The 18,792-nt window shown below is 59.8% G+C and carries 21 protein-coding genes and 1 tRNA gene; 11 read left to right on the top strand and 11 right to left on the bottom strand.

Translation table 11 applies throughout. The features are described 5' to 3' along the window. The 7 genes from JWR14_RS25270 to hisC form a co-directional block, all read left to right on the top strand. The coding region (locus tag JWR14_RS25270; protein WP_299713750.1) for a lipoprotein insertase outer membrane protein LolB at positions 1 to 155 on the top strand (155 nt) is incomplete at its 5' end. Positions 156 to 211: 56 nt separating this feature from the next. Beyond that, positions 212 to 1,096, top strand: a complete 885-nt coding sequence (gene ispE, locus JWR14_RS25265; protein ID WP_299713744.1) for a 4-(cytidine 5'-diphospho)-2-C-methyl-D-erythritol kinase — start codon at positions 212 to 214, stop codon at positions 1,094 to 1,096. A gap of 55 nt (positions 1,097 to 1,151) precedes the next feature. Beyond that, positions 1,152 to 1,228: transfer RNA gene (locus JWR14_RS25260), tRNA-Gln, on the top strand. 47 nt (positions 1,229 to 1,275) lie between these two features. Next, positions 1,276 to 2,229 (top strand): ribose-phosphate pyrophosphokinase, encoded by a 954-nt coding sequence (locus JWR14_RS25255; RefSeq protein WP_299713741.1) that lies wholly within the window; start codon positions 1,276 to 1,278, stop codon positions 2,227 to 2,229. A 154-nt stretch (positions 2,230 to 2,383) separates the two neighbouring features. After that, on the top strand, positions 2,384 to 3,013 hold the full coding sequence (locus tag JWR14_RS25250) for a 50S ribosomal protein L25/general stress protein Ctc (protein ID WP_299713738.1): 630 nt from the start codon (positions 2,384 to 2,386) through the stop codon (positions 3,011 to 3,013). A 142-nt stretch (positions 3,014 to 3,155) separates the two neighbouring features. Beyond that, positions 3,156 to 3,764, top strand: a complete 609-nt coding sequence (pth, locus tag JWR14_RS25245; RefSeq protein ID WP_299713735.1) for an aminoacyl-tRNA hydrolase — start codon at positions 3,156 to 3,158, stop codon at positions 3,762 to 3,764. Positions 3,765 to 3,816: 52 nt separating this feature from the next. After that, on the top strand, positions 3,817 to 4,881 hold the full coding sequence (hisC, locus tag JWR14_RS25240; RefSeq protein ID WP_299713732.1) for a histidinol-phosphate transaminase: 1,065 nt from the start codon (positions 3,817 to 3,819) through the stop codon (positions 4,879 to 4,881). 32 nt (positions 4,882 to 4,913) lie between these two features. Here the strand turns inward: hisC and JWR14_RS25235 are convergent, their stop codons facing one another. The 3 genes from JWR14_RS25235 to rsmD form a co-directional block, all read right to left on the bottom strand. Beyond that, positions 4,914 to 5,171: a YfhL family 4Fe-4S dicluster ferredoxin gene (locus JWR14_RS25235; RefSeq protein ID WP_299713729.1), complete on the bottom strand. Its 258-nt coding sequence runs from the start codon at positions 5,169 to 5,171 to the stop codon at positions 4,914 to 4,916. Positions 5,172 to 5,257: 86 nt separating this feature from the next. Next, on the bottom strand, positions 5,258 to 5,761 hold the full coding sequence (gene coaD / locus JWR14_RS25230; RefSeq protein WP_299713726.1) for a pantetheine-phosphate adenylyltransferase: 504 nt from the start codon (positions 5,759 to 5,761) through the stop codon (positions 5,258 to 5,260). A gap of 189 nt (positions 5,762 to 5,950) precedes the next feature. Further along, positions 5,951 to 6,640, bottom strand: a complete 690-nt coding sequence (rsmD, locus tag JWR14_RS25225; protein ID WP_299713723.1) for a 16S rRNA (guanine(966)-N(2))-methyltransferase RsmD — start codon at positions 6,638 to 6,640, stop codon at positions 5,951 to 5,953. Between the two features lie 361 nt (positions 6,641 to 7,001). Between rsmD and ftsY the strand changes: the two genes are divergently transcribed. After that, entirely contained in the window at positions 7,002 to 8,447 is a 1,446-nt protein-coding gene (ftsY, locus tag JWR14_RS25220; protein ID WP_299713720.1) for a signal recognition particle-docking protein FtsY, read from the top strand. Between the two features lie 41 nt (positions 8,448 to 8,488). Here ftsY and JWR14_RS25215 read toward each other — a convergent pair whose 3' ends face one another. From JWR14_RS25215 to JWR14_RS25205, 3 genes are read right to left on the bottom strand one after another with little or no spacing between them, the layout of a single operon-like run. Continuing rightward, positions 8,489 to 9,100, bottom strand: coding sequence for a LysE/ArgO family amino acid transporter (locus tag JWR14_RS25215; protein WP_299713718.1), 612 nt, complete (start codon positions 9,098 to 9,100; stop codon positions 8,489 to 8,491). Then, positions 9,097 to 9,741 carry a maleylacetoacetate isomerase gene (gene maiA, locus JWR14_RS25210; RefSeq protein WP_299713715.1) on the bottom strand — a complete coding sequence of 215 codons (645 nt, stop codon included), beginning with the start codon at positions 9,739 to 9,741 and terminating at the stop codon, positions 9,097 to 9,099. Before maiA ends, JWR14_RS25215 begins: the two co-directional genes overlap by 4 nt. A gap of 21 nt (positions 9,742 to 9,762) precedes the next feature. Next, positions 9,763 to 10,461 carry a fumarylacetoacetate hydrolase family protein gene (locus JWR14_RS25205; protein ID WP_299713712.1) on the bottom strand — a complete coding sequence of 233 codons (699 nt, stop codon included), beginning with the start codon at positions 10,459 to 10,461 and terminating at the stop codon, positions 9,763 to 9,765. A 371-nt stretch (positions 10,462 to 10,832) separates the two neighbouring features. On the opposite strand from JWR14_RS25205, the gene ybiB reads away from it, so the two are divergent. Together ybiB and leuA are read left to right on the top strand one after the other, a co-directional pair. Further along, the gene (gene ybiB / locus JWR14_RS25200; RefSeq protein WP_299713709.1) at positions 10,833 to 11,792 is read left to right on the top strand and encodes a DNA-binding protein YbiB; all 960 of its coding nucleotides are present in this window, start codon (positions 10,833 to 10,835) and stop codon (positions 11,790 to 11,792) included. 465 nt (positions 11,793 to 12,257) lie between these two features. Beyond that, positions 12,258 to 13,916: a 2-isopropylmalate synthase gene (gene leuA / locus JWR14_RS25195; RefSeq protein ID WP_299713747.1), complete on the top strand. Its 1,659-nt coding sequence runs from the start codon at positions 12,258 to 12,260 to the stop codon at positions 13,914 to 13,916. A gap of 241 nt (positions 13,917 to 14,157) precedes the next feature. Here leuA and JWR14_RS25190 read toward each other — a convergent pair whose 3' ends face one another. Together JWR14_RS25190 and JWR14_RS25185 are read right to left on the bottom strand one after the other, a co-directional pair. Further along, positions 14,158 to 14,553, bottom strand: a complete 396-nt coding sequence (locus tag JWR14_RS25190; RefSeq protein ID WP_299713707.1) for a nuclear transport factor 2 family protein — start codon at positions 14,551 to 14,553, stop codon at positions 14,158 to 14,160. Positions 14,554 to 14,598: 45 nt separating this feature from the next. Continuing rightward, entirely contained in the window at positions 14,599 to 15,165 is a 567-nt protein-coding gene (locus tag JWR14_RS25185; RefSeq protein WP_299713704.1) for an acyloxyacyl hydrolase, read from the bottom strand. A gap of 384 nt (positions 15,166 to 15,549) precedes the next feature. On the opposite strand from JWR14_RS25185, the gene rpoH reads away from it, so the two are divergent. Continuing rightward, positions 15,550 to 16,485, top strand: a complete 936-nt coding sequence (gene rpoH, locus JWR14_RS25180) for an RNA polymerase sigma factor RpoH (RefSeq protein ID WP_158937166.1) — start codon at positions 15,550 to 15,552, stop codon at positions 16,483 to 16,485. A gap of 260 nt (positions 16,486 to 16,745) precedes the next feature. Here rpoH and cyoD read toward each other — a convergent pair whose 3' ends face one another. The 3 genes from cyoD to JWR14_RS25165 form a co-directional block, all read right to left on the bottom strand. Continuing rightward, the gene (gene cyoD, locus JWR14_RS25175; protein ID WP_299713696.1) at positions 16,746 to 17,078 is read right to left on the bottom strand and encodes a cytochrome o ubiquinol oxidase subunit IV; all 333 of its coding nucleotides are present in this window, start codon (positions 17,076 to 17,078) and stop codon (positions 16,746 to 16,748) included. Continuing rightward, positions 17,079 to 17,687, bottom strand: coding sequence for a cytochrome o ubiquinol oxidase subunit III (cyoC, locus tag JWR14_RS25170; RefSeq protein WP_299713693.1), 609 nt, complete (start codon positions 17,685 to 17,687; stop codon positions 17,079 to 17,081). After that, positions 17,687 to 18,792, bottom strand: a 1,106-nt coding sequence (locus JWR14_RS25165) for a cbb3-type cytochrome c oxidase subunit I (protein WP_299713690.1), incomplete at its 5' end; no start/stop codon positions are given. The genes JWR14_RS25165 and cyoC, both read right to left, overlap by 1 nt.

Raw genomic sequence — 18,792 nt, 5'->3', positions numbered from 1 at the left:
CATCGTCGGAAAACGGCCGCCTGAAGGAAATCAAGCAGGACGGCTGGACCATCGACTACCTGGCTTACGCCGATGCGCCCGCCACTGGCGTAAAGCGCGTGAATCTGTCGCGCGCCGAACCGCCGCTCGACATCAAGCTCGTCCTCGACCAGTAACGTTTCCGCAACTTATAAGCTTGGCGTCACCACATGCGGCTTCAAGGCGGGCGCCGTTGCGCCCGCCGGCCGACGCTTCCCTGCGCAATTGTCTCGCGCCGGCCAAGCTCAACCTCTTCCTGCATATCACCGGGCGTCGTCCGGACGGTTATCACGCGCTTCAGACGGTATTCCAGTTGCTCGACTGGGGCGACCTGCTGCACTTCACCCGTCGGGACGACGGCGTGATAGCCCGCAAGACCGACGTTCCCGGCGTGCCGGAAGCCGATGACCTCGTTGTACGTGCTGCGCGTCTGCTGCAGTCGACGACGGGCACCCCCCTTGGCGTAGACATAGAAATTGATAAAATACTGCCCATGGGCGCCGGTCTCGGCGGTGGCAGCTCTGACGCCGCGACTACGCTGCTTGCCCTGAATCACCTGTGGGGCGTGGATTTATCGCGACAGGCGTTGCAGGATCTGGCGCTGAAACTCGGTGCCGATGTGCCGTTTTTTGTCTTCGGGCAGAATGCTTTTGCTGAAGGCGTGGGCGAGGCGCTGCAGGTGGTCAATCTACCGAGGCGCTTCTTCCTGGTGGTGACTCCTGCGGTGCATGTTCCAACTGCTGCGATTTTTTCAGAGAAAGGGTTGACGAGGAACTCAAAAGTCCTCACAATTACGGACTTCCTTGCACAACATAGTTCTGACGCAGATTGGCCTGACAGCTTCGGCCGAAATGATATGCAGGCAGTTGTGGCTGAGAAGTACGCGGAAGTAGCTAAGGTGATTGAGTGGTTTTCGAATCTTTCACCTGCGCGAATGACCGGATCTGGAGCGAGCGTGTTTGCCGCTTTTCGTAGCAAAGCCGAAGCTGAGATGGCGCAAGCCAAACTCCCGGCAAGCTGGAAAAGCAAAGTGACCGAAAGTCTGGATTCGCATCCTCTCTTCACTTTCGCGTCGTAAAGTTTCGTTTTGACGGGTTTGTCCTACACTGCCCGGCATGACTCAAAGTTAGTGTAGGGGAGTCGCCAAGTTGGTTAAGGCACTGGATTTTGATTCCAGCATGCGAAGGTTCGAATCCTTCTTCCCCTGCCATAATTTCTCGCGTTTTTCCTCTCGCCCCAGCCAAGAACAGGTGCACGATGAGCAGTGACGGCCTGATGGTATTCACTGGCAACGCGAATCCCGCGCTTGCACAGGAAGTCGTCAAAATCCTTGGAATTCCTCTTGGCAAGGCAATGGTGAGCCGTTTTTCAGACGGCGAAATCATGGTCGAGATCCAGGAAAACGTGCGCGGCAAAGACGTGTTCGTGCTGCAGTCCACCTGCGCCCCAACCAATGACACGTTGATGGAACTCATGATCATGGTCGATGCGCTCAAGCGCGCATCTGCTGGCCGGATCACTGCAGCCATCCCGTATTTCGGTTATGCCCGTCAGGATCGCCGGCCTCGTTCGGCCCGCGTCGCCATCTCGGCGAGGGTCGTGGCGAACATGCTGGAAATTGCCGGTGTGGATCGCGTCATCACCATGGACCTCCACGCCGACCAGATTCAAGGTTTCTTCGACATCCCGGTCGACAACATCTACGCTACGCCCGTGCTGCTCGGCGATCTGCGCAAGCAGAACTACGAGAACTTGCTGGTGGTGTCGCCCGATGTGGGCGGTGTAGTTCGCGCCCGGGCCTTGGCGAAGCAACTGAACACCGATCTCGCGATCATCGACAAGCGTCGCCCGAAGGCGAACGTCGCTGAAGTGATGAACATCATTGGCGAAGTGGAAGGCCGCACGTGCGTGATCATGGATGACATGGTCGACACAGCCGGCACGCTCTGCAAGGCAGCACAGGTTTTGAAGGAACGCGGCGCGACGAGAGTGTTTGCGTATGCCACGCATCCGGTTTTGTCCGGTGGCGCAGGCGAGCGGATTGCAGCGTCGGAAATCGACGAACTCGTCGTCACCGACACGATCCCCCTCTCCGACGAAGCGCGCGCATGCACGAAAGTGCGCGTCCTCTCGAGCGCGGGATTGCTGGCTGAGACGTTCTCGCGTATCCGTCGCGGCGACTCGGTCATGTCGCTGTTCGCGGACGGTTAAAAGTATTTGCGGTTTAGCGGGGGGCAAACCTCTGCTGAACTGCGTAATCGGTTCAGGCGAACGAAGGCCTGAACTGCTGCTCTGGGGCTGAACGCGAACAAGCGGACAGCCCCGTTTTCACTGCCTGGTCGCGGGCAGATTATGGAGTTGAATCATGAAAGTAGTCGCTTTTGAGCGCAATCTGCAAGGTACGGGTGCGAGCCGCCGCCTGCGTAACTCGGGCAAGACGCCGGGTATCGTATATGGCGCGAACGTTGAAGCCCTGGCTGTTGAACTCGATCACAACGCCCTTTGGCACGCGCTGAAGAAAGAAGTTTTCCATTCGTCGATTCTCGAACTGGAAGTGGCAGGCAAGACGCAACAGGTGCTGCTGCGCGACGTGCAATACCATCCGTTCAAGCAAATGGTTCTGCACGTTGACTTCCAACGCGTCGATGCATCGAAGAAGCTGCACACCAAGGTACCGGTCCACTTCTTGAATCAAGAAACGAATCCGGCTGTGAAGATCGGCGGCGCGGTTATCTCGCACATTCTGAACGAAGTCGAAATCGAATGCCTTCCGGCTGATCTGCCGGAATTCGTCGAACTCGATCTGGCGAAGATCGAAGCCGGTCACACGCTGCATGTGAAGGACATCGTTTTGCCGAAGGGCGTGGCACTGATCGCTCACCTCGAAGCAGAAAATCCGGTGATCGCTTCGGCGACCATCCCGGCTGCCGTCGTGTCCGACGAAGCTGCTTCGGGCACTGCTGCTCCGAGCGAAGGCGACAAGCCGGCTGCATAAGTCTGGCTGAAGCCTGTCCGCTTGAGTCCGCTCGGGTCCGCCCGCAAGAGCGGACGAAGTGACCCGCCGTTGCTCTGCTCCGGCGGGTTTTTTTTGGCCTTTTTCCGGTGCGGTGGAAGTCGCTACGCCGCCAAGATTGAACATGATCAAACTGATCGTCGGGCTCGGCAATCCGGGCGCTGAATACACCGCGACCCGCCACAACGCCGGCTTCTGGTTCGTTGACCAACTGGCGCGCGATGCGGGTGCATCGCTACGTGACGAACGCCGGTTTCACGGTCACTACGGCCGTGGCCGGCTCAATGGCCAAGAGGTTCATCTGCTCGAGCCGCAGACCTTCATGAATCGGTCAGGGCAATCGGTCGTGGCCGTGGCGCAGTTCTTCAAGATCCTGCCGGACGAGATCCTGGTCGCGCACGATGAACTCGATTTACCGCCCGGCACGGTGAAACTGAAGCTCGGCGGTGGGAGTGGCGGGCACAATGGCCTGAAGGACATCTCCGCGCATTTATCGGTGCAACAGTATTGGCGATTGCGAATTGGTATCGGGCATCCGCGTGATCTCATTCCCGAAGCGTCGCGCGCCGGTGCGAAGCCGGATGTCGCGAATTTCGTGCTGAAACCGCCGCGCCGCGAGGAACAGGACGTAATCGATGCATCGATCGAACGCGCGCTCGCTGTCATGCCGATCGCCATCAATGACGGGATGGAGCGTGCGATGATGAACCTGCATCGCAACGCGCAGCCCTAAACCCGCAGCACCCCGTCCCGTGAGGGCATCAGGGACAATTGAGGAGCGAATCTTGAGCCGTTTCTGGAGCGATATCGTCAACAAGCTGACGCCGTATGTGCCGGGCGAACAACCCGCGCTCGCGCGTCCCGTGAAGCTCAACACGAACGAGAATCCCTATCCGCCCTCACCTCGCGTAGTCGATGCAATCCGACGTGAACTCGGCGAGGACGGCGACTCGCTCCGCAAGTATCCCGATCCGACAGCGCATGCGTTGCGCACGGCTATCGCGCAGCATCACGGCTTGCGCGTGGAACAGGTGTTTGTCGGCAATGGCTCGGACGAGGTTCTCGCACACACGTTCCAGGCGCTGCTCAAGCACGACAAGCCAATCCGTTTTCCCGATATCACGTACAGCTTTTATCCCGTGTATGCGCAGTTATACGGCGTAGCGGTCGACATGGTGCCGCTCAACGCGGACTTCGGTATTGATGTGGACGACTACCGCGCGCCTAACGGTGGCGTGCTGCTGCCCAATCCGAACGCGCCGACGGGCCGCGCGTTGCCGCTCGCCGAGATCAAGGTTTTACTCGCGGCGAATCCGGATTCCGTTGTCGTGATCGACGAGGCGTATGTGGATTTCGGCGCGGAATCGGCGGTGACGCTTATCGATGAAAATCCGAATCTGCTGGTCGTGCAGACGTTGTCGAAAGCGCGTTCACTGGCGGGCATGCGCGTGGGGTTCGCACTCGGGCACGAAGCATTGATCGAGGCGCTGACGCGCGTGAAGGACAGCTTCAATTCCTATCCGCTCGACCGGTTGGCGCAAGCCGCAGCGATCGCAGCCGTTGAAGACGACGACTGGTTTCGCGAAACCTGTGCGAAGGTTATCGCCAGCCGTGAACGGCTGACAGCGGACCTGGAGGCGTTGGGCTTCGATGTGGTGCCGTCGGCTGCGAATTTCGTGTTCGCGCGTCATCCGGAACATGATGCGGCTACGCTGGCCGCGCGTTTGAAGGAGAAGGAGATTTTCGTGCGGCATTTCAAGCTGCCGCGAATCGATCAGCATCTGCGGATTACTGTCGGCACCGATGCCGACTGCGATGCTCTGCTGGCAGCGCTGCGCGCGCTGCTCTAAGGGCAGCCCAGGCAAGGGTGCCTGACGTTACATCAAGCGCCCTTCGCTTTCATCAAGCCATGATATTTCGCCATCAGCTGGACGGCGTTTTCCTCATGCGCCGGATCGCGGGGAATGCAGTCCACCGGGCACACTTGCTGGCATTGCGGTTCGTCGTAGTGGCCGACGCATTCCGTGCACTTGTTCGGGTCGATCACGTAGATGTCGATACCCATCGAGATGGCGTCGTTCGGGCACTCGGGCTCGCATACGTCGCAGTTGATGCACTCATCGGTAATGAACAGGGCCATGCTTTACTCTCTTCGCCCGGCATCTCAGCCGGCTTTTCGGTGCCCGCGCGCTCTGAATGAGCGCGCCTGGTGGGCGGCTGGAACGCTCACGGCACCGTTGGGTCTTGCGCGATCGGACCGACTTTGTCCTGCAAGCGCTTTTCCACTGAGGGAAAAACAAACTTGGAGACGTCGCCGCCGAGTTGCGCGATCTCGCGCACGATCGTGCCCGAGATGAATTGATATTGATCCGACGGCGTCATGAACATCGTTTCGACGTCGGGCAGCAGATAACGATTCATGCCCGCCATCTGGAATTCGTATTCGAAGTCGGAGACAGCACGCAAGCCCCGCACGATCACGCGCGCATTGTTCTTGCGCACGAAATCCTTCAGTAGCCCCTTGAAGCTCATCACCTGTACGTTCGGATAATGGCCCAGCACCTCATGCGCTATATCCAGCCGTTCCTGCAAACTGAAAAACGGCTTCTTGTTGCGGCTATCGGCGACTCCAACCACCAGCGTATCGAAAATACTCGATGCACGTCGCACGAGGTCTTCGTGACCGCGCGTGAGCGGGTCGAACGTTCCGGGATAAACGGCTACAACCATGGGGCATCTCCTCTTCTGAACCTTCTTCTGGTACGTCTTTCGCTGCAGATTGGGCCGACGCCGGCATCGACAAGACTAAAAAACGCTTCGGATACCGCATCGTCCGCTAACCCCGCCAAGCCAACTGCGTGCATTGAGCCCCGTCCACAGTTGGCGGACATTGCCCGGCCAAGCATTTGGGAACGCGCATTATTCCTCATTTTCGCGTCGCAGCAAATGATAGCGGACCGCGCCAGCCTTGCCTTCGCGGGTAATCGCCCATCCGGACAGCGCCGGCGTTTGCGCTGGATCGACGGATTCACCCGATTCGATATACAGCGCGCCGCCCGGCGACACCAGCGGCACGGCCAGTTCAATGGCGCGCTGGAGCATGGCGGTGTCTCCAAATGGGGGATCGAGGAAAACGACGTCGAAGGAATTCGATGCGAGGCCCGCGGCGAGCCGCAGCGCATCCGCTTCCACAATTTCGATGTTTTTCGCGGCCAGACGTGTCTGATTTGCCTTTAGTTGCGCCACCGCGCGGCCGCTGCGTTCCACCATCAGCACGCGTAGCGCGCCGCGCGACGCCGCTTCGAAGCCCAATGCGCCGCTGCCGGCAAATAGATCGAGGCAACGCTTGCCATCGAGCGACTGGCCTAGCCAGTTGAACAGCGTCTCGCGAACCCGGTCCGGCGTCGGACGCAGGCCGTCCAGGCTCAGAACGGGCAGTGGCGTGCGCTTCCACTCGCCACCGATGATACGGATGGAATGCGCCTTGCCGCCGCGCGATGGCGCGGCTTCGCGGACTTTCGGCGCGCGCTCGGCGGTACGCTCGGGGCTGCGTTCGCGATTTCGCTCGGGATTTCGCTCTAATGTGCGGGTGATCGAGGAACGGGACATGGACGTGCGTGGGACGTGGTGCGTGGTACTTGGGTGGAGGCGGCGGGATGACCCGCGCGGGCCGGATGAGAACGTGATCGGTCTGCAACAATTCGCGTGCGCCGATGCGGGCACGTTACCACAGCCTCGTCGCGCCCGATGCAGGGGTCGCCGTCCTGCCAGCTACTACAATCGGTGCCGGCTGATAAAATATGTATCTTTCGCTTTTTTGCGCACTCGCCCGGCTCTCCCCGCTGTTTCCGGCGGTTTTTCGCGGCACGGCAGCCATCGCCACCTTTGCGTTTGCGTTGTTCGATCGCTCAACGCAGCAACGCGGTTGCGACGGCATCGATAGAACGCGCCACCCCCACCACTGCAGACCATGTTCAGCTTTTTCAAACGATTAATAGGCAAATCGGCCGATTCCGATTCCGATACCGATATCGATATCGATACGCCCGAGGAAAACAAAGCCGAGGGCGTCGCTGAGGCGCGTTCCGAGGCAGCAGAAGGCCTCCAGCACGCCAGCACGCCTGTCACACCCGCTCAGCCGGTGGAAACTGCGCGGGAAGGCGTTGCGGCGTCGGATCGGGCTTTGGAATCGCCATTGCGCGGGACGGGGTTGGCTGCGGGTACACCAAGAATGCCGGATGCACCGGCGAGTGGGGCGGTCCCCGCGACCGAAAACGGGTCATCCAGCGAGCCTGCGGAATCGCTTGACCGATCACCGCGTCCGGCTGACCCGACGCCGACAGAAGCCCCCGGTGCAGCGACTGCAGGAACACCCGCGCCATTCACCCAACCAGCCTCGCCAGCGAGCGCAACACCGGAACCCAAACCCTATTGGCAAGGCCGCACGGCATCGCAGTGGAAGGCGCCGGCAGAAACCGTCGAGATCGTGCCCCCGCCGGAACCGGACCCAAACGCAAAGCGTTCCTGGCTCACGCGCCTGAAGACGGGCTTATCGAAGACGAGCTCGGGTCTGACGGGGATTTTCGTCGGCGCGAGGATCGATGAGGATTTGTACGAGGAACTCGAAACGGCGTTGCTGATGTCGGACGCCGGTGTCGACGCCACCGAATACCTACTTGAAGCCCTGCGTGAAAAGGTGCGCAGTGAACGACTCACCGATTCGATGCAGGTCAAGGCCGCGCTGCGCTCGCTGCTCGCGGACCTGCTGCGGCCGCTCGAGAAGTCGCTGATGCTCGGTCGCGCCAAACCGCTCGTGATGATGATCGCCGGCGTGAACGGCGCGGGCAAGACCACGAGCATTGGCAAGCTGGCCAAGCATTTGCAACGCTTCGACCAGTCCGTGTTATTGGCCGCTGGAGACACCTTCCGTGCTGCCGCGCGCGAACAGCTCACGGTTTGGGGGCAACGTAACAACGTGACGGTGGTTTCGCAGGAAAGCGGCGATGCAGCCGCCGTGATCTTCGATGCAGTCGGCGCCGCGCGTGCCCGCAAGATCGACGTGATGATGGCCGACACAGCAGGCCGCCTGCCAACGCAGCTTCACCTGATGGAAGAACTGCGCAAGGTGAAACGTGTGATTGCGAAGGCGCAACCGGATGCACCGCACGAAGTGCTGCTGGTCATCGATGCAAACACGGGCCAGAACGCACTCGCTCAGGTGAAGTCTTTCGACGATGCGCTGGGCTTGACGGGTTTGATCGTGACCAAGCTGGACGGCACGGCAAAGGGCGGCATTCTCGCGGCCATTGCGCGCCAACGGCCGATTCCCGTGTACTTCATTGGCGTGGGCGAGAAAGTAGAGGACTTGCAGCCCTTCAGCGCCGACGAGTTCGCGGATGCATTGCTTGGAAGCTAAACCGATGCCGCGGCCTGGCGTTCAGCCAGACCGCGGCCGCGCTACCGGGACAGAACTAGCGCTGCTGCAATCCACCACATTACAATCCCCACGATCACATCGAGCACTCTCCATGAGATGTCTTTCTCGAAAAGAGGCTGGAGCAAGCGCGCACCGAACCCGAGCGCGGTGAACCAGATGATCGACGAACACATTGCCCCTGCTGCAAACCAGGCGTTCCCCGGCCAGCCGTACCGCGCACCAATGCCGCCGAGCAGTACGACGGTATCGAGATAAACGTGCGGATTCAGCAGCGACAAAGCGAGCACCGTTGTAACCGCTTTTGCCGCCGTCTGTGATTCGCCGTTCTCGGCGTGCAAATGTCCGGGTCCCTTCCACGCCGCGTGAAAAGCCCGTGCGCCGTACAAGAACAAAAACACCGCTCCCGCCCAGCGAATCACCCCAAGCATCACCGGTGCGCGCGCAATCAGCGCGCCCATCCCGCCAATACCAAACCCGATCAGCAATACGTCGATCAGCGCGCAGATAAATACGACCCAGCCTACGTGCCGCCGTTTCAAGCCTTGCCGCAATACGAAAGCGTTTTGAGCCCCAATCGCGATAATCAGACTTGCGCCAAGCCCGGCGCCGGATAGAAAAACAGCTGTCGTCATTCGGCGTCCGGTTGTTGCCCAGGCGCGGCGCGCGCGAACGCATCGATTTGCGCAGCGTGATCGGCGATACGTTCGATCGTCGGATAACGGCTCATATCGAGATTAAAACGCCGCGCGTTGTACACCTGCGGCACGAGGCACAGATCCGCAAGCGTGGGGGTATCTCCGAAACACAGCTTGCCCACGCGCGAGTCATTCGCCAGCCGCTTTTCCAGCGACTCGAAGCCCGATTCCAGCCAATGCCGGTACCACGCGTCTTTCGCTTCGTCGCCAACCTTCAGCGTGTGCTTCAGATACTTCAGAATGCGCAAGTTGTCGACGGGATGGATCTCGCACGCAATCTGAAGCGCGACCGAACGAACAAACGCACGATCCAGTGGTGTGCCCGGCAGCAACGCCGGCTCGGGATGCATCTCGTCCAGATATTCGATGATCGCGAGCGACTGCGTAAGCACGTTGTCGCCGTCGATAAACGTCGGCACGATGCCGTCCGGATTCAGCTCGCGATAATCCGGCTTGAGTTGTTGCCCGCCATCGCGCAGAAGATGAATCGGGGCGTACTCATAGGCAAGCCCTTTGAGATTCAACGCGATGCGCACGCGATACGCCGCCGAGCTACGAAAATAGCTGTATAGCTTCATGAGTCCCCTCCGTTTTTATACTCAGACCACGCGCACGGAGAACTCTCCGATTCCATCGACACCGCCCTTCATCAGGTCGCCCTTTTGAACAGCGCCGACGCCCTCAGGCGTGCCGGTGAAAATCAGATCGCCGGGGAACAACTCGAATAGCGTGGAGAGATACGCGATTGTGTCGCCCACCGACCAGATCAGTTGTGAGATGTCCGATCGCTGCTTCTCTTCGCTGTTGACGGTGAGCCAGATCGCGCTTTTTTCCAGATGCCCGACCTTCGCGACGGGATGGATCGGACCCAGCGGAGCCGAGTGATCGAAGCCCTTGGCCGTGTCCCACGGACGGCCTAGTTTCTTCGCTTCGGCTTGCAGGTCGCGACGCGTCATGTCGAGACCGAGCGCGTAGCCATACACGTAATCGAGCGCTTTCCCGGCGGGAATGTCCTTGCCTTGCTTGCCGATTGCCGCCACGAGTTCCATCTCGAAATGGACGTTCCTGGACTGCGACGGATACGGGAATTCGCCGGTTGCGCCGGGCGCGACGTACAGCACGGCATCGGCAGGCTTGCCGAAGAAAAACGGTGGTTCGCGATCCGGGTCATGCCCCATCTCGCGTGCGTGCGCCTCGTAGTTCCGGCCGACGCAATAAATCCGGCGAACAGGAAACTGGTCGCTTGAACCGACGACAGGCACCGCGACCGCGGGTGCCGGAGCAAATACGTGACTCATTGCGTTCTCTCCTGATTGATGAAGTATCGAAGCATCGACCTGAACCTCAAGTTTAACGTGCGCGGTTGCGCATCGCGATTCGGCTGAACAGCCTATGAGCCCCAGAAAGTCACGTGTAAAGCAGACGGCAAGATCTGCAATTCCCGTGGGCTGTCTCAAGCCTCGATCACCGCAATCATCGAACAAATGTGCGGGCGAGCGCCCCGAAACCCTCCGCCCGCCAGCTCCGCGACTTGCAAGCCCGGCTCAAATGCGGTACTGAATGTGATTCCTGTATTTCCAGAATTGCAACGGCCCATCATGCAAACGGGTGCTCACGGATGTTCAAGGCGATTCGGCCCCGTTTGCAAACCGGCTACTCAGACCAATCAATGACCGACACAGCTCCTTTTCCCTGCGCCCGTTTCATCAAGGAAATCGGCCGCGGGCCAAACGGCGCGCGAGCGCTGACCCGCGAGGACACGTACGCCCTCTACGAAGCGATGCTCGACAACCGCGTCTCCGATCTCGAACTCGGTGCTGTGTTGCTCGCGTATCGCGTGAAAGGCGAGACCGCCGCGGAGTTGGCTGCAATGCTGGCGGCCGCGCATCGCTCGTTCGAAACGCTGCATATCCAGAACGGCCGCGACCACGCGCGGCCCGTCTCCATCCCCACATACAACGGCGCGCGCAAGCAACCCAACCTGACCCCGTTGCTGGCGTTGCTACTCGCCCGCGACGGTGTGCCAGTGCTCGTGCATGGCGTCACGACTGATCCTGGCCGCATCACGAGCGCCGCGATTTTCGCCGAACTGGGCATTCCCGAAGCCACTTCCCACGACGAAATCGAGGACAACCTCGCCTCGCGGCGGCTCGCTTTCGCGCCCATCACCGTGCTCGCACCCAAGCTCGCGCGCCTGCTCGCGATCCGGCGAATCATGGGCGTGAGAAATTCCACGCATACGCTGGTCAAGATCCTGCAGCCGTTCGCGCAGCCGGGCTTGCGGCTGGTGAACTACACCCATCCTGAGTATCGCGAGAGCTTGACGGGACTGTTCACCGAGCATCCCGACGCTGCCGCCGGCGGCGCCCTGCTCGCACGCGGAACGGAGGGCGAAGCGGTCGCGGACACGCGCCGGCAAGTGCAGGTGGACTGGTTCCACGACGGCCACGCAGAAACGCTTCTATCGCCGGAACGCTCCTCGCCGGACGCGCCCGTGGTGGCGTTACCAGAGGCGCTGGATGCCGCGACCACCGCGCGCTGGATCGAAACCGTACTGCGCGGCGAAGCACCGATTCCTCCCGCACTCGCGCGCCAGGCGGAGTTGATTGCGGACATCGTCAGGCGCTAGGGCGATCGCCCAAGCATTCTTCAGTCGAGAAACCGTTTCTGTTGACAAACTCGCGCACCCTGCGCTAATGTGCAGAAATGAGCTTTACCCAATTCCCCTCCCTTCGAATTACCCAGGGTCGCCTAGCGCGGCCCCTATCGCTACGTCTAGCGTAAGTCGCTAAACGTGGCGCCGCGCGTTCCTGGCGCGGTCCCCTCCGCAGTTTCGTAGTTCCCCTTTGCAGTTCCCTTTTCACCACCCGTAGTCGTCTGCTTTCGTCCGTTCATCCACGGCACGAAAACGCGAGGATCACATGCACGCTGCTTTTGCATCGTTCACGTTCGTCACCGGCGTCACCCACGCCATGGCACAGCGCGAACCTGTCCAGCGCGCATCGGAACGATGCCGGCAAGCCGCCGGCCGCTCGACCGCCTCGCAACGACTGCGCTTTCACGCGTACAACGCGTTCAGCCGAGGCCCACGATGATGATGCGCAACCCTTCCGAGAAATACCGCCCTTTCCCCCAGGTCAACCTCAACGGCCGCCGATGGCCTACCCGCACAATCGAGCGCGCGCCGATCTGGATGAGCACCGATCTGCGCGACGGCAATCAGGCGCTGATCGACCCGATGAACATTGAAGCCAAACTCGAATTCTTCGAGATGTTGGTAAGGGTGGGTTTCAAGGAAATCGAAGTGGGCTTTCCGTCGGCATCGCAGACGGATTTCGACTTCGTACGCAAGCTGATCGTGGAAAACCGCATTCCCGCCGACGTCACCATTGAAGTGCTCGTGCAGTCGCGCCGCGAACTCATCGAACGAACTTTTGAAGCAGTCGAAGGCGCGCCCCGGGTGATCGTGCACCTGTACAACGCGATCGCGCCGTCGTTTCGCAAGATCGTGTTTGCGCAGTCCAAGGAAGAGACCAAGGCGCTGGCCGTGGAAGGCACGCGCATCATCAAGGAGTGCGCCGCCGCGCGCCCCAATACACATTGGATCTATCAGTATTCGCCGGAAACGTTCAGCATGACCGAGCTTTCGTTTTCCCGCGAAGTCTGCGACGCCGTCGCGCAAATGTGGCGTCCCACGCCCGACCACAAGATGATCGTTAATTTGCCGGCCACCGTGGAAGCGGCCATGCCGAACGTGTTCGCCGACCAGGTCGAGTGGATGGACCGCAACATGAGTTATCGCGACAGCATCGTGCTCTCCGTGCATCCGCATAACGATCGTGGTACGGCAGTCGCCGCTGCGGAACTCGCGATCCTCGCGGGCGCTGATCGTGTGGAAGGCTGTCTTTTTGGCAACGGCGAGCGCACCGGCAACGTGGATCTCGTTACGCTCGCGATGAATTTGTACACGCAGGGTATCGACCCCGGCCTGGATTTTTCGGATATCGACGGCGTGCGCCGCGTGGTCGAGCGCTGCAACCAGATTCCCGTGCATCCGCGTCATCCGTATGCCGGCGATCTCGTGTTCACGGCCTTTTCCGGCTCCCATCAGGATGCCATCCGCAAAGGTCTTGCCCAGCGCGAAGCGGACACGGTGTGGGACGTGCCCTATCTCCCCATCGACCCGGCAGACCTTGGTCGTAGCTACGACGCCGTTATCCGCGTGAACAGCCAGTCGGGTAAAGGCGGCGCGACTTTCCTGCTTGAACGCGGACTGGGCTTCACGCCGCCGCGCCGCGTACAGATCGAATTCAGCCATGCCGTGCAGAAAGTCGCCGACGCATCGGGCGCGGAAGTCTCCGGCGAGGCCATTTGCGCGTTGTTCAAGCGCGAATACTTCGACGCACAAGGACCGGCGTCACGAGCGGATGTGTCAACCCTGCACTTCGAAGGACGCCACGTGAATCTGCCTGTATCCACCGTCGCGGACGAAGCGCACGCACAGGCAGTCGCTGCGGTTGTAGCCAGCGTCGCGGGTGTCGTGATCGAGGTCGCATCGTTTGAAACCACCGCGACCGCGAAAGGTGAAACAGCGGTGTTCGTTGGCTGCCGAATTGGCGAACAGGCCATGCGGTTCGGCGTCGCCGTGCACGCAAACGCGGCTCACGCGGTCGCCGATGCCATCGTCAGCGCGGTAAATCGCGTGCGCTGGGCCGGACGCAAGGAAGTGGAAAGCGAAGCGGTCGCGGCCTGAAGGCGTGGCTTTCCAGCAGCGAGCAGTGGCTACTGAGTAACGAGCAGTGGAGTTGGCCCACGCGCGGGCCGGGAAAACAAAGCGGTGATTACTGCCAGCACTGCTTCGCGCTCAGCGCAGCAGAAGTTTGCGAAGCAGGCGATAAAACACGACAACCGGTATCGACACGACGGCCGACGCTCACAAGGCGTCGACCCGCCGGCCGAACCGCGACGCCCGACCGAACGGCGTCGAACCGGTGCTAATCCAGCGCCACGCGTGTTGCCTGCATCGCGAGCAACTGCCATTGCCCATCGACCTGAATGTGGATGGCCGTGTAAGCGATCGGAAACAACAGGGCGCCATTCTTCGACTCCATCTCGAGCAACGCGCGCCCATACACGATCCACGTGTCCCGCCCGCCGGGCATCAGCTCCTGCGACTGGATCTCGATCTGCCGATAACGCCGGCGCCCCGCGGTGATCGCATCAATAAACTGGCGCTTCGTCTCGCGCTTGCCATTGGTATGGACATAGCTGGCGTTCTCCGCCAGCAGCGCGTCCAGCAATTCGCCGTCACCGTCGACCATCGCGCGGAAACGGTCGCGCTCGAGTTCACGGATTGCCTCAATGGGCGTGTCGATGGGTTGTGCCGGCATCGTCGATTCCTCGCGCGCTTGAGGAACCGATGGACGCGGTCCTCGTCAGAAGTTGTATTGCAAATATATCTGGCTGAAATTTATACCAGGATTCGGGTGTTCGAAACCGGCGTTGGATAAATGCTGAAACCGAAAGCCTGCCTGATAGTTCTGGTGCGCCCCGAATTGAGCGCCCACGCCGACCATGTCGGCAAACTGAAAGGACGAAGATAAGGTCCGCGTCTCGGTCTCGCGGACATGCGACAGGAGTCGTACGCCGACACCCGCTTCCACGTAAGGCCGAATCCATCCTGAACTCTTGATGAACCGGAACACCGGCGTGAAGCCGAATTCCCAGATTCCCGGATGCGATGCCTGGCTTTCACGAATATCCCAGTAGGCCACGTGCGCTTCGCCCACGACAGTGAAGTGGAAACCGCCGATTTCCCACCACGTCCAGTTGGGGTCCCAGACCGCGCCGACATCGGCCTTCCGGACGTCGTGGTCGGCCACTCCGCCGGCGATCTGCAAGCCGAACTGATCGGCGCGGGCAGTGGCGGAGACCAAAGCCAGCGCACCAAATAATGCACCGTAGGAAAAGCACTTTTGCCAGACACTTTTGTTCTTCTGCATGAATGCTCCGGAGCTGGATTCTCACAAGACGGGCGTGCCGCTGTTGCAGCAAGTCGCCATTTTAGAGACGGTCTCAAAAATGTGCTCGGAAGAGTTCTGCTGAATGAGGAAAACACGGAATAAAGTTTCGTCGAATCCCGAATGACGGGTAAATCGTGCGAAATCTTGCAAGTTTCTTTCGGTAAGTTTGACAGAGCAAGCGTTTCGCAGCCTGCAACAGTCAGGGAAAGCACGCATTAGCTATTGGAGGATGGATTCTAATAGCGTATGGGAACTTGCCCACATATCGCCCCTCTAATCTTTAGCACTCGAAATAGCAGAGTGCTAATATCCTGCTAGACCCGGTTTTTCATCGGGTTTTTTGTTGATAAGGAGCACACAAGCGTGACCAATGCGATGACCCTCCCGAATACTGGACACTCGGCGCCGGCCAAGGCCGCTTCGGCAGGTGCGCTGACGTTTGCGCAGTCGTCCATGTTGACCGGCCAGATCGGCAACATCGACGCCTACATTTCGGCTGTCAACCGGATTCCGATGCTAACGCCGTCGGAAGAACGTCAGTACGCCACCGAATTCCGTGACAACGACAACCTGGACGCCGCTCGTCAGCTCGTGCTGTCGCACCTGCGGCTGGTGGTATCGATTGCCCGCAATTATTTGGGTTATGGGCTGCCCCACGCCGACCTGATTCAGGAAGGCAATATCGGCTTGATGAAAGCCGTGAAACGCTTCGATCCGCAACAGAACGTGCGGCTGGTGTCGTATGCCATGCACTGGATCAAGGCTGAGATTCACGAGTACATCCTGCGTAACTGGCGCACGGTGAAAGTGGCGACCACGAAGGCGCAGCGCAAGCTGTTTTTCAACCTTCGCAGCCACAAGACCGGACACAACGCGTTCACGCCGGACGAGGTTGATAGCCTGGCCAAAGAGCTGAATGTGAAGCGCGAGGAAGTCTCGGAGATGGAAACGCGTCTTTCCGGTGGTGACATTGCGCTGGAAGGTCAGATCGACGACGGCGAGGAATCGTATGCGCCAATCGCCTATCTGGCCGACTCGCACAATGAGCCGACCAACGTGCTGGCGTCGCGTCAGTTTGACAAGCTGCAAAGCGAAGGGTTGTCGACCGCGCTCGAATCGCTCGACGAACGCAGTCGCCGGATTGTTCAGGCACGTTGGCTCGAAGTGGAAGACGACGGCTCGGGCGGCAAGACGCTGCATGAACTTGCTGACGAGTTTGGCGTGTCGGCTGAACGGATTCGTCAGATCGAAGCCAGCGCAATGAAGAAAATGCGCACGGCGCTGCACGAGTACGCGTGAGCGTTTAGTGCCTGAGACTTACCGTTTCGGTGTTGGCGGTGCTTAAGCCGCGGTGCTTGGCGATACGTAACGAAGAAACGAAGACTTGAAAGCCTGCCGTCGAAAGACGGCGGGCTTTTCTTTGCCTGCTCAATTTGCCTGCTCAATTTGCGTGTCCGCGGAGTGACTCAACAGTGGGCCAGCGCGTGCCAACAAAAGCGGCGCCGGAGGTTTCCCTCCGGCGCCGCCAGGCGTCAAGCCAGCAGAGACTGTCTGCGAACTCAGCGCGACATCATGTGCGCACCGACGTTATGAAGTACCCACAACGTCCCGCCGATCAGGATCACCGCCACCAGCACGGCGGATGCGAGCGAGAGCAGATTCCATCGTTGCGATGAAGACGTGTTCATATGCAGGAAGAACACCAGATGCACGAGGATTTGAATGAACGCGAGCACCGCGATGGCGATGATCGATTCTATTGGCCCGAACACCTGCTGCATGACCAGTCCGAAAGCCGCAGCCGTCAGCACGACCGACAGGACGAAGCCAATGACATACGAGCGCACGCTGCCGTGGCCCGCGCCGGTATCGATTGAATGTGCGTTTGCCATTTATACGACGCTCGTCAAATAAACAAAGGTAAAGACGCAAATCCAAACGATGTCCAAAAAGTGCCAGAAAAGGCTGAGACACGTGAGGCGCGTCAGATCGCGCTGGGTGATTTTCTTGTTGCCAATTACCTGCACCGCCAGGACCACCATCCAGATCAGGCCAACGGTGACGTGCAAGCCGTGCGTGGCGACCAGCGTGAAGAACGCTGACAAAAATGCACTGCGATCAGGTCCGTAGCCCTGCGCGAGCAGCGTGCTGAACTCGTGGATTTCCAGCCCGATAAACGCAGCGCCCAGCAGGAACGTAACGCCGAGCCAGGCCAGCAGCGTGGTCAACTTGCCCTTGTGCGCGGCCAGCATGCCAAAGCCGAACGTGATACTGCTCACCAACAAGATGGCAGTTTCCGCCATGACAAGGGGAAGCTCGAACAAGACCTTACCGGAAGGGCCGCCCGCGAACTGATGACCCATGACAGCGAACACGGCGAATAACGACGCAAAGATAATGCAGTCGGTCATCAGGTACACCCAGAACCCCAGCACCGTATTCGACGCGCCGTGGTCATCGTGCGATCCCGGTAGATCCAGTGGGATAGTCTTTTGCAACATTACAGTGCCTCCTGCAGATCCCGCGTCCGCGCTGGCGTCGTCGGCGTGCCGTCCATGCCGGCGACGGTTTGAGCGGAAATGGTGTAGTCGATGTCGTCGTCGTAGCTACGAAGGATCAGCGTGACAACCACGCCCAGCAGCCCCGCGATTGCAAGCCACCAGATGTGCCAGACCAACGCAAAACCAATCGCCAGGCTGAACAAGCCGATAACCAGACCGGCGCTTGTGTTGCGCGGCATGTGAATGTCGCGATAATCCTCGCGCGCATGGCGTGTGAGGCCTCGTTCCTTCATATGTGCGAAGGCGTCGAGTTCATGGACCACCGGCGTGACCGCAAAGTTATAGACAGGCGGCGGTGAACTGGTCGCCCATTCGAGCGTGCGGCCATTCCATGGATCGCCGGTGACGTCTTTGTACTCAGGCGAATTCCGCTTCACGACGCTGACAACGACCTGAGCGATCTGGAACACGACGCCCAGCAGGATGATCAACGCGCCGATAAGAGCGATAACCATGTACGGCTGCCAGCCCGGTGTGTCGTAGTGATTCATGCGGCGCGTCGCGCCCATGAAACCCAGCACGTACAGCGGCATGAACGCAGTCCAGAAGCCTACGAACCAGCACCAGAACGCGCACTTGCCGAGCGTTTCGTTCAGCTTGAAACCGAACGCCTTCGGGAACCAGTAGGTGAAGCCGGCCAGATACCCGAACACCACCCCGCCGATAATCGCGTTATGGAAGTGAGCAATCAGGAACAGGCTGTTATGCAGCACAAAGTCAGCGCCGGGCACGGCCAGCAATACACCCGTCATACCGCCAACGGTGAACGTGATCATGAAGCCGATCGTCCACAACACCGGCGACGAGAACTCCAGCCGGCCCTTATAGATGGTGAACAACCAGTTGAAGATCTTCACGCCGGTCGGAATGGCGATGATCATGGTCATGATCCCGAAGAACGCATTCACGTTCGCGCCGGAACCCATCGTGAAGAAGTGATGCAGCCAGACGAGCAGCGACAACACCATGATCGAGCACGTGGCGTAGACCATCGTCTTGTAGCCGAACAACGGCTTTTTCGCGAACGTAGCCACGACTTCCGAGT

The organism is Caballeronia sp., from assembly GCF_028292365.1.
Lineage (GTDB): Bacteria > Pseudomonadota > Gammaproteobacteria > Burkholderiales > Burkholderiaceae > Caballeronia.
Note: the sequence above shows the minus strand (reverse complement) of the source record. Positions and strands in the feature narration are given on the sequence as shown.

Excerpts from the sequence above, each read along its gene's own strand:
- JWR14_RS25255 (WP_299713741.1), top strand. The coding sequence starts at position 1,276 with ATGAGCAGTGACGGCCTGATGGTATTCACTGGCAACGCGAATCCCGCG.
- JWR14_RS25250 (WP_299713738.1), top strand. The coding sequence starts at position 2,384 with ATGAAAGTAGTCGCTTTTGAGCGCAATCTGCAAGGTACGGGTGCGAGC.
- pth (WP_299713735.1), top strand. The coding sequence starts at position 3,156 with ATGATCAAACTGATCGTCGGGCTCGGCAATCCGGGCGCTGAATACACC.
- JWR14_RS25235 (WP_299713729.1), bottom strand. The coding sequence starts at position 5,171 with ATGGCCCTGTTCATTACCGATGAGTGCATCAACTGCGACGTATGCGAG.
- coaD (WP_299713726.1), bottom strand. The coding sequence starts at position 5,761 with ATGGTTGTAGCCGTTTATCCCGGAACGTTCGACCCGCTCACGCGCGGT.
- rsmD (WP_299713723.1), bottom strand. The coding sequence starts at position 6,640 with ATGTCCCGTTCCTCGATCACCCGCACATTAGAGCGAAATCCCGAGCGA.
- ftsY (WP_299713720.1), top strand. The coding sequence starts at position 7,002 with ATGTTCAGCTTTTTCAAACGATTAATAGGCAAATCGGCCGATTCCGAT.
- JWR14_RS25215 (WP_299713718.1), bottom strand. The coding sequence starts at position 9,100 with ATGACGACAGCTGTTTTTCTATCCGGCGCCGGGCTTGGCGCAAGTCTG.
- maiA (WP_299713715.1), bottom strand. The coding sequence starts at position 9,741 with ATGAAGCTATACAGCTATTTTCGTAGCTCGGCGGCGTATCGCGTGCGC.
- JWR14_RS25205 (WP_299713712.1), bottom strand. The coding sequence starts at position 10,461 with ATGAGTCACGTATTTGCTCCGGCACCCGCGGTCGCGGTGCCTGTCGTC.
- ybiB (WP_299713709.1), top strand. The coding sequence starts at position 10,833 with ATGACCGACACAGCTCCTTTTCCCTGCGCCCGTTTCATCAAGGAAATC.
- leuA (WP_299713747.1), top strand. The coding sequence starts at position 12,258 with ATGATGCGCAACCCTTCCGAGAAATACCGCCCTTTCCCCCAGGTCAAC.
- JWR14_RS25190 (WP_299713707.1), bottom strand. The coding sequence starts at position 14,553 with ATGCCGGCACAACCCATCGACACGCCCATTGAGGCAATCCGTGAACTC.
- JWR14_RS25185 (WP_299713704.1), bottom strand. The coding sequence starts at position 15,165 with ATGCAGAAGAACAAAAGTGTCTGGCAAAAGTGCTTTTCCTACGGTGCA.
- cyoD (WP_299713696.1), bottom strand. The coding sequence starts at position 17,078 with ATGGCAAACGCACATTCAATCGATACCGGCGCGGGCCACGGCAGCGTG.
- cyoC (WP_299713693.1), bottom strand. The coding sequence starts at position 17,687 with ATGTTGCAAAAGACTATCCCACTGGATCTACCGGGATCGCACGATGAC.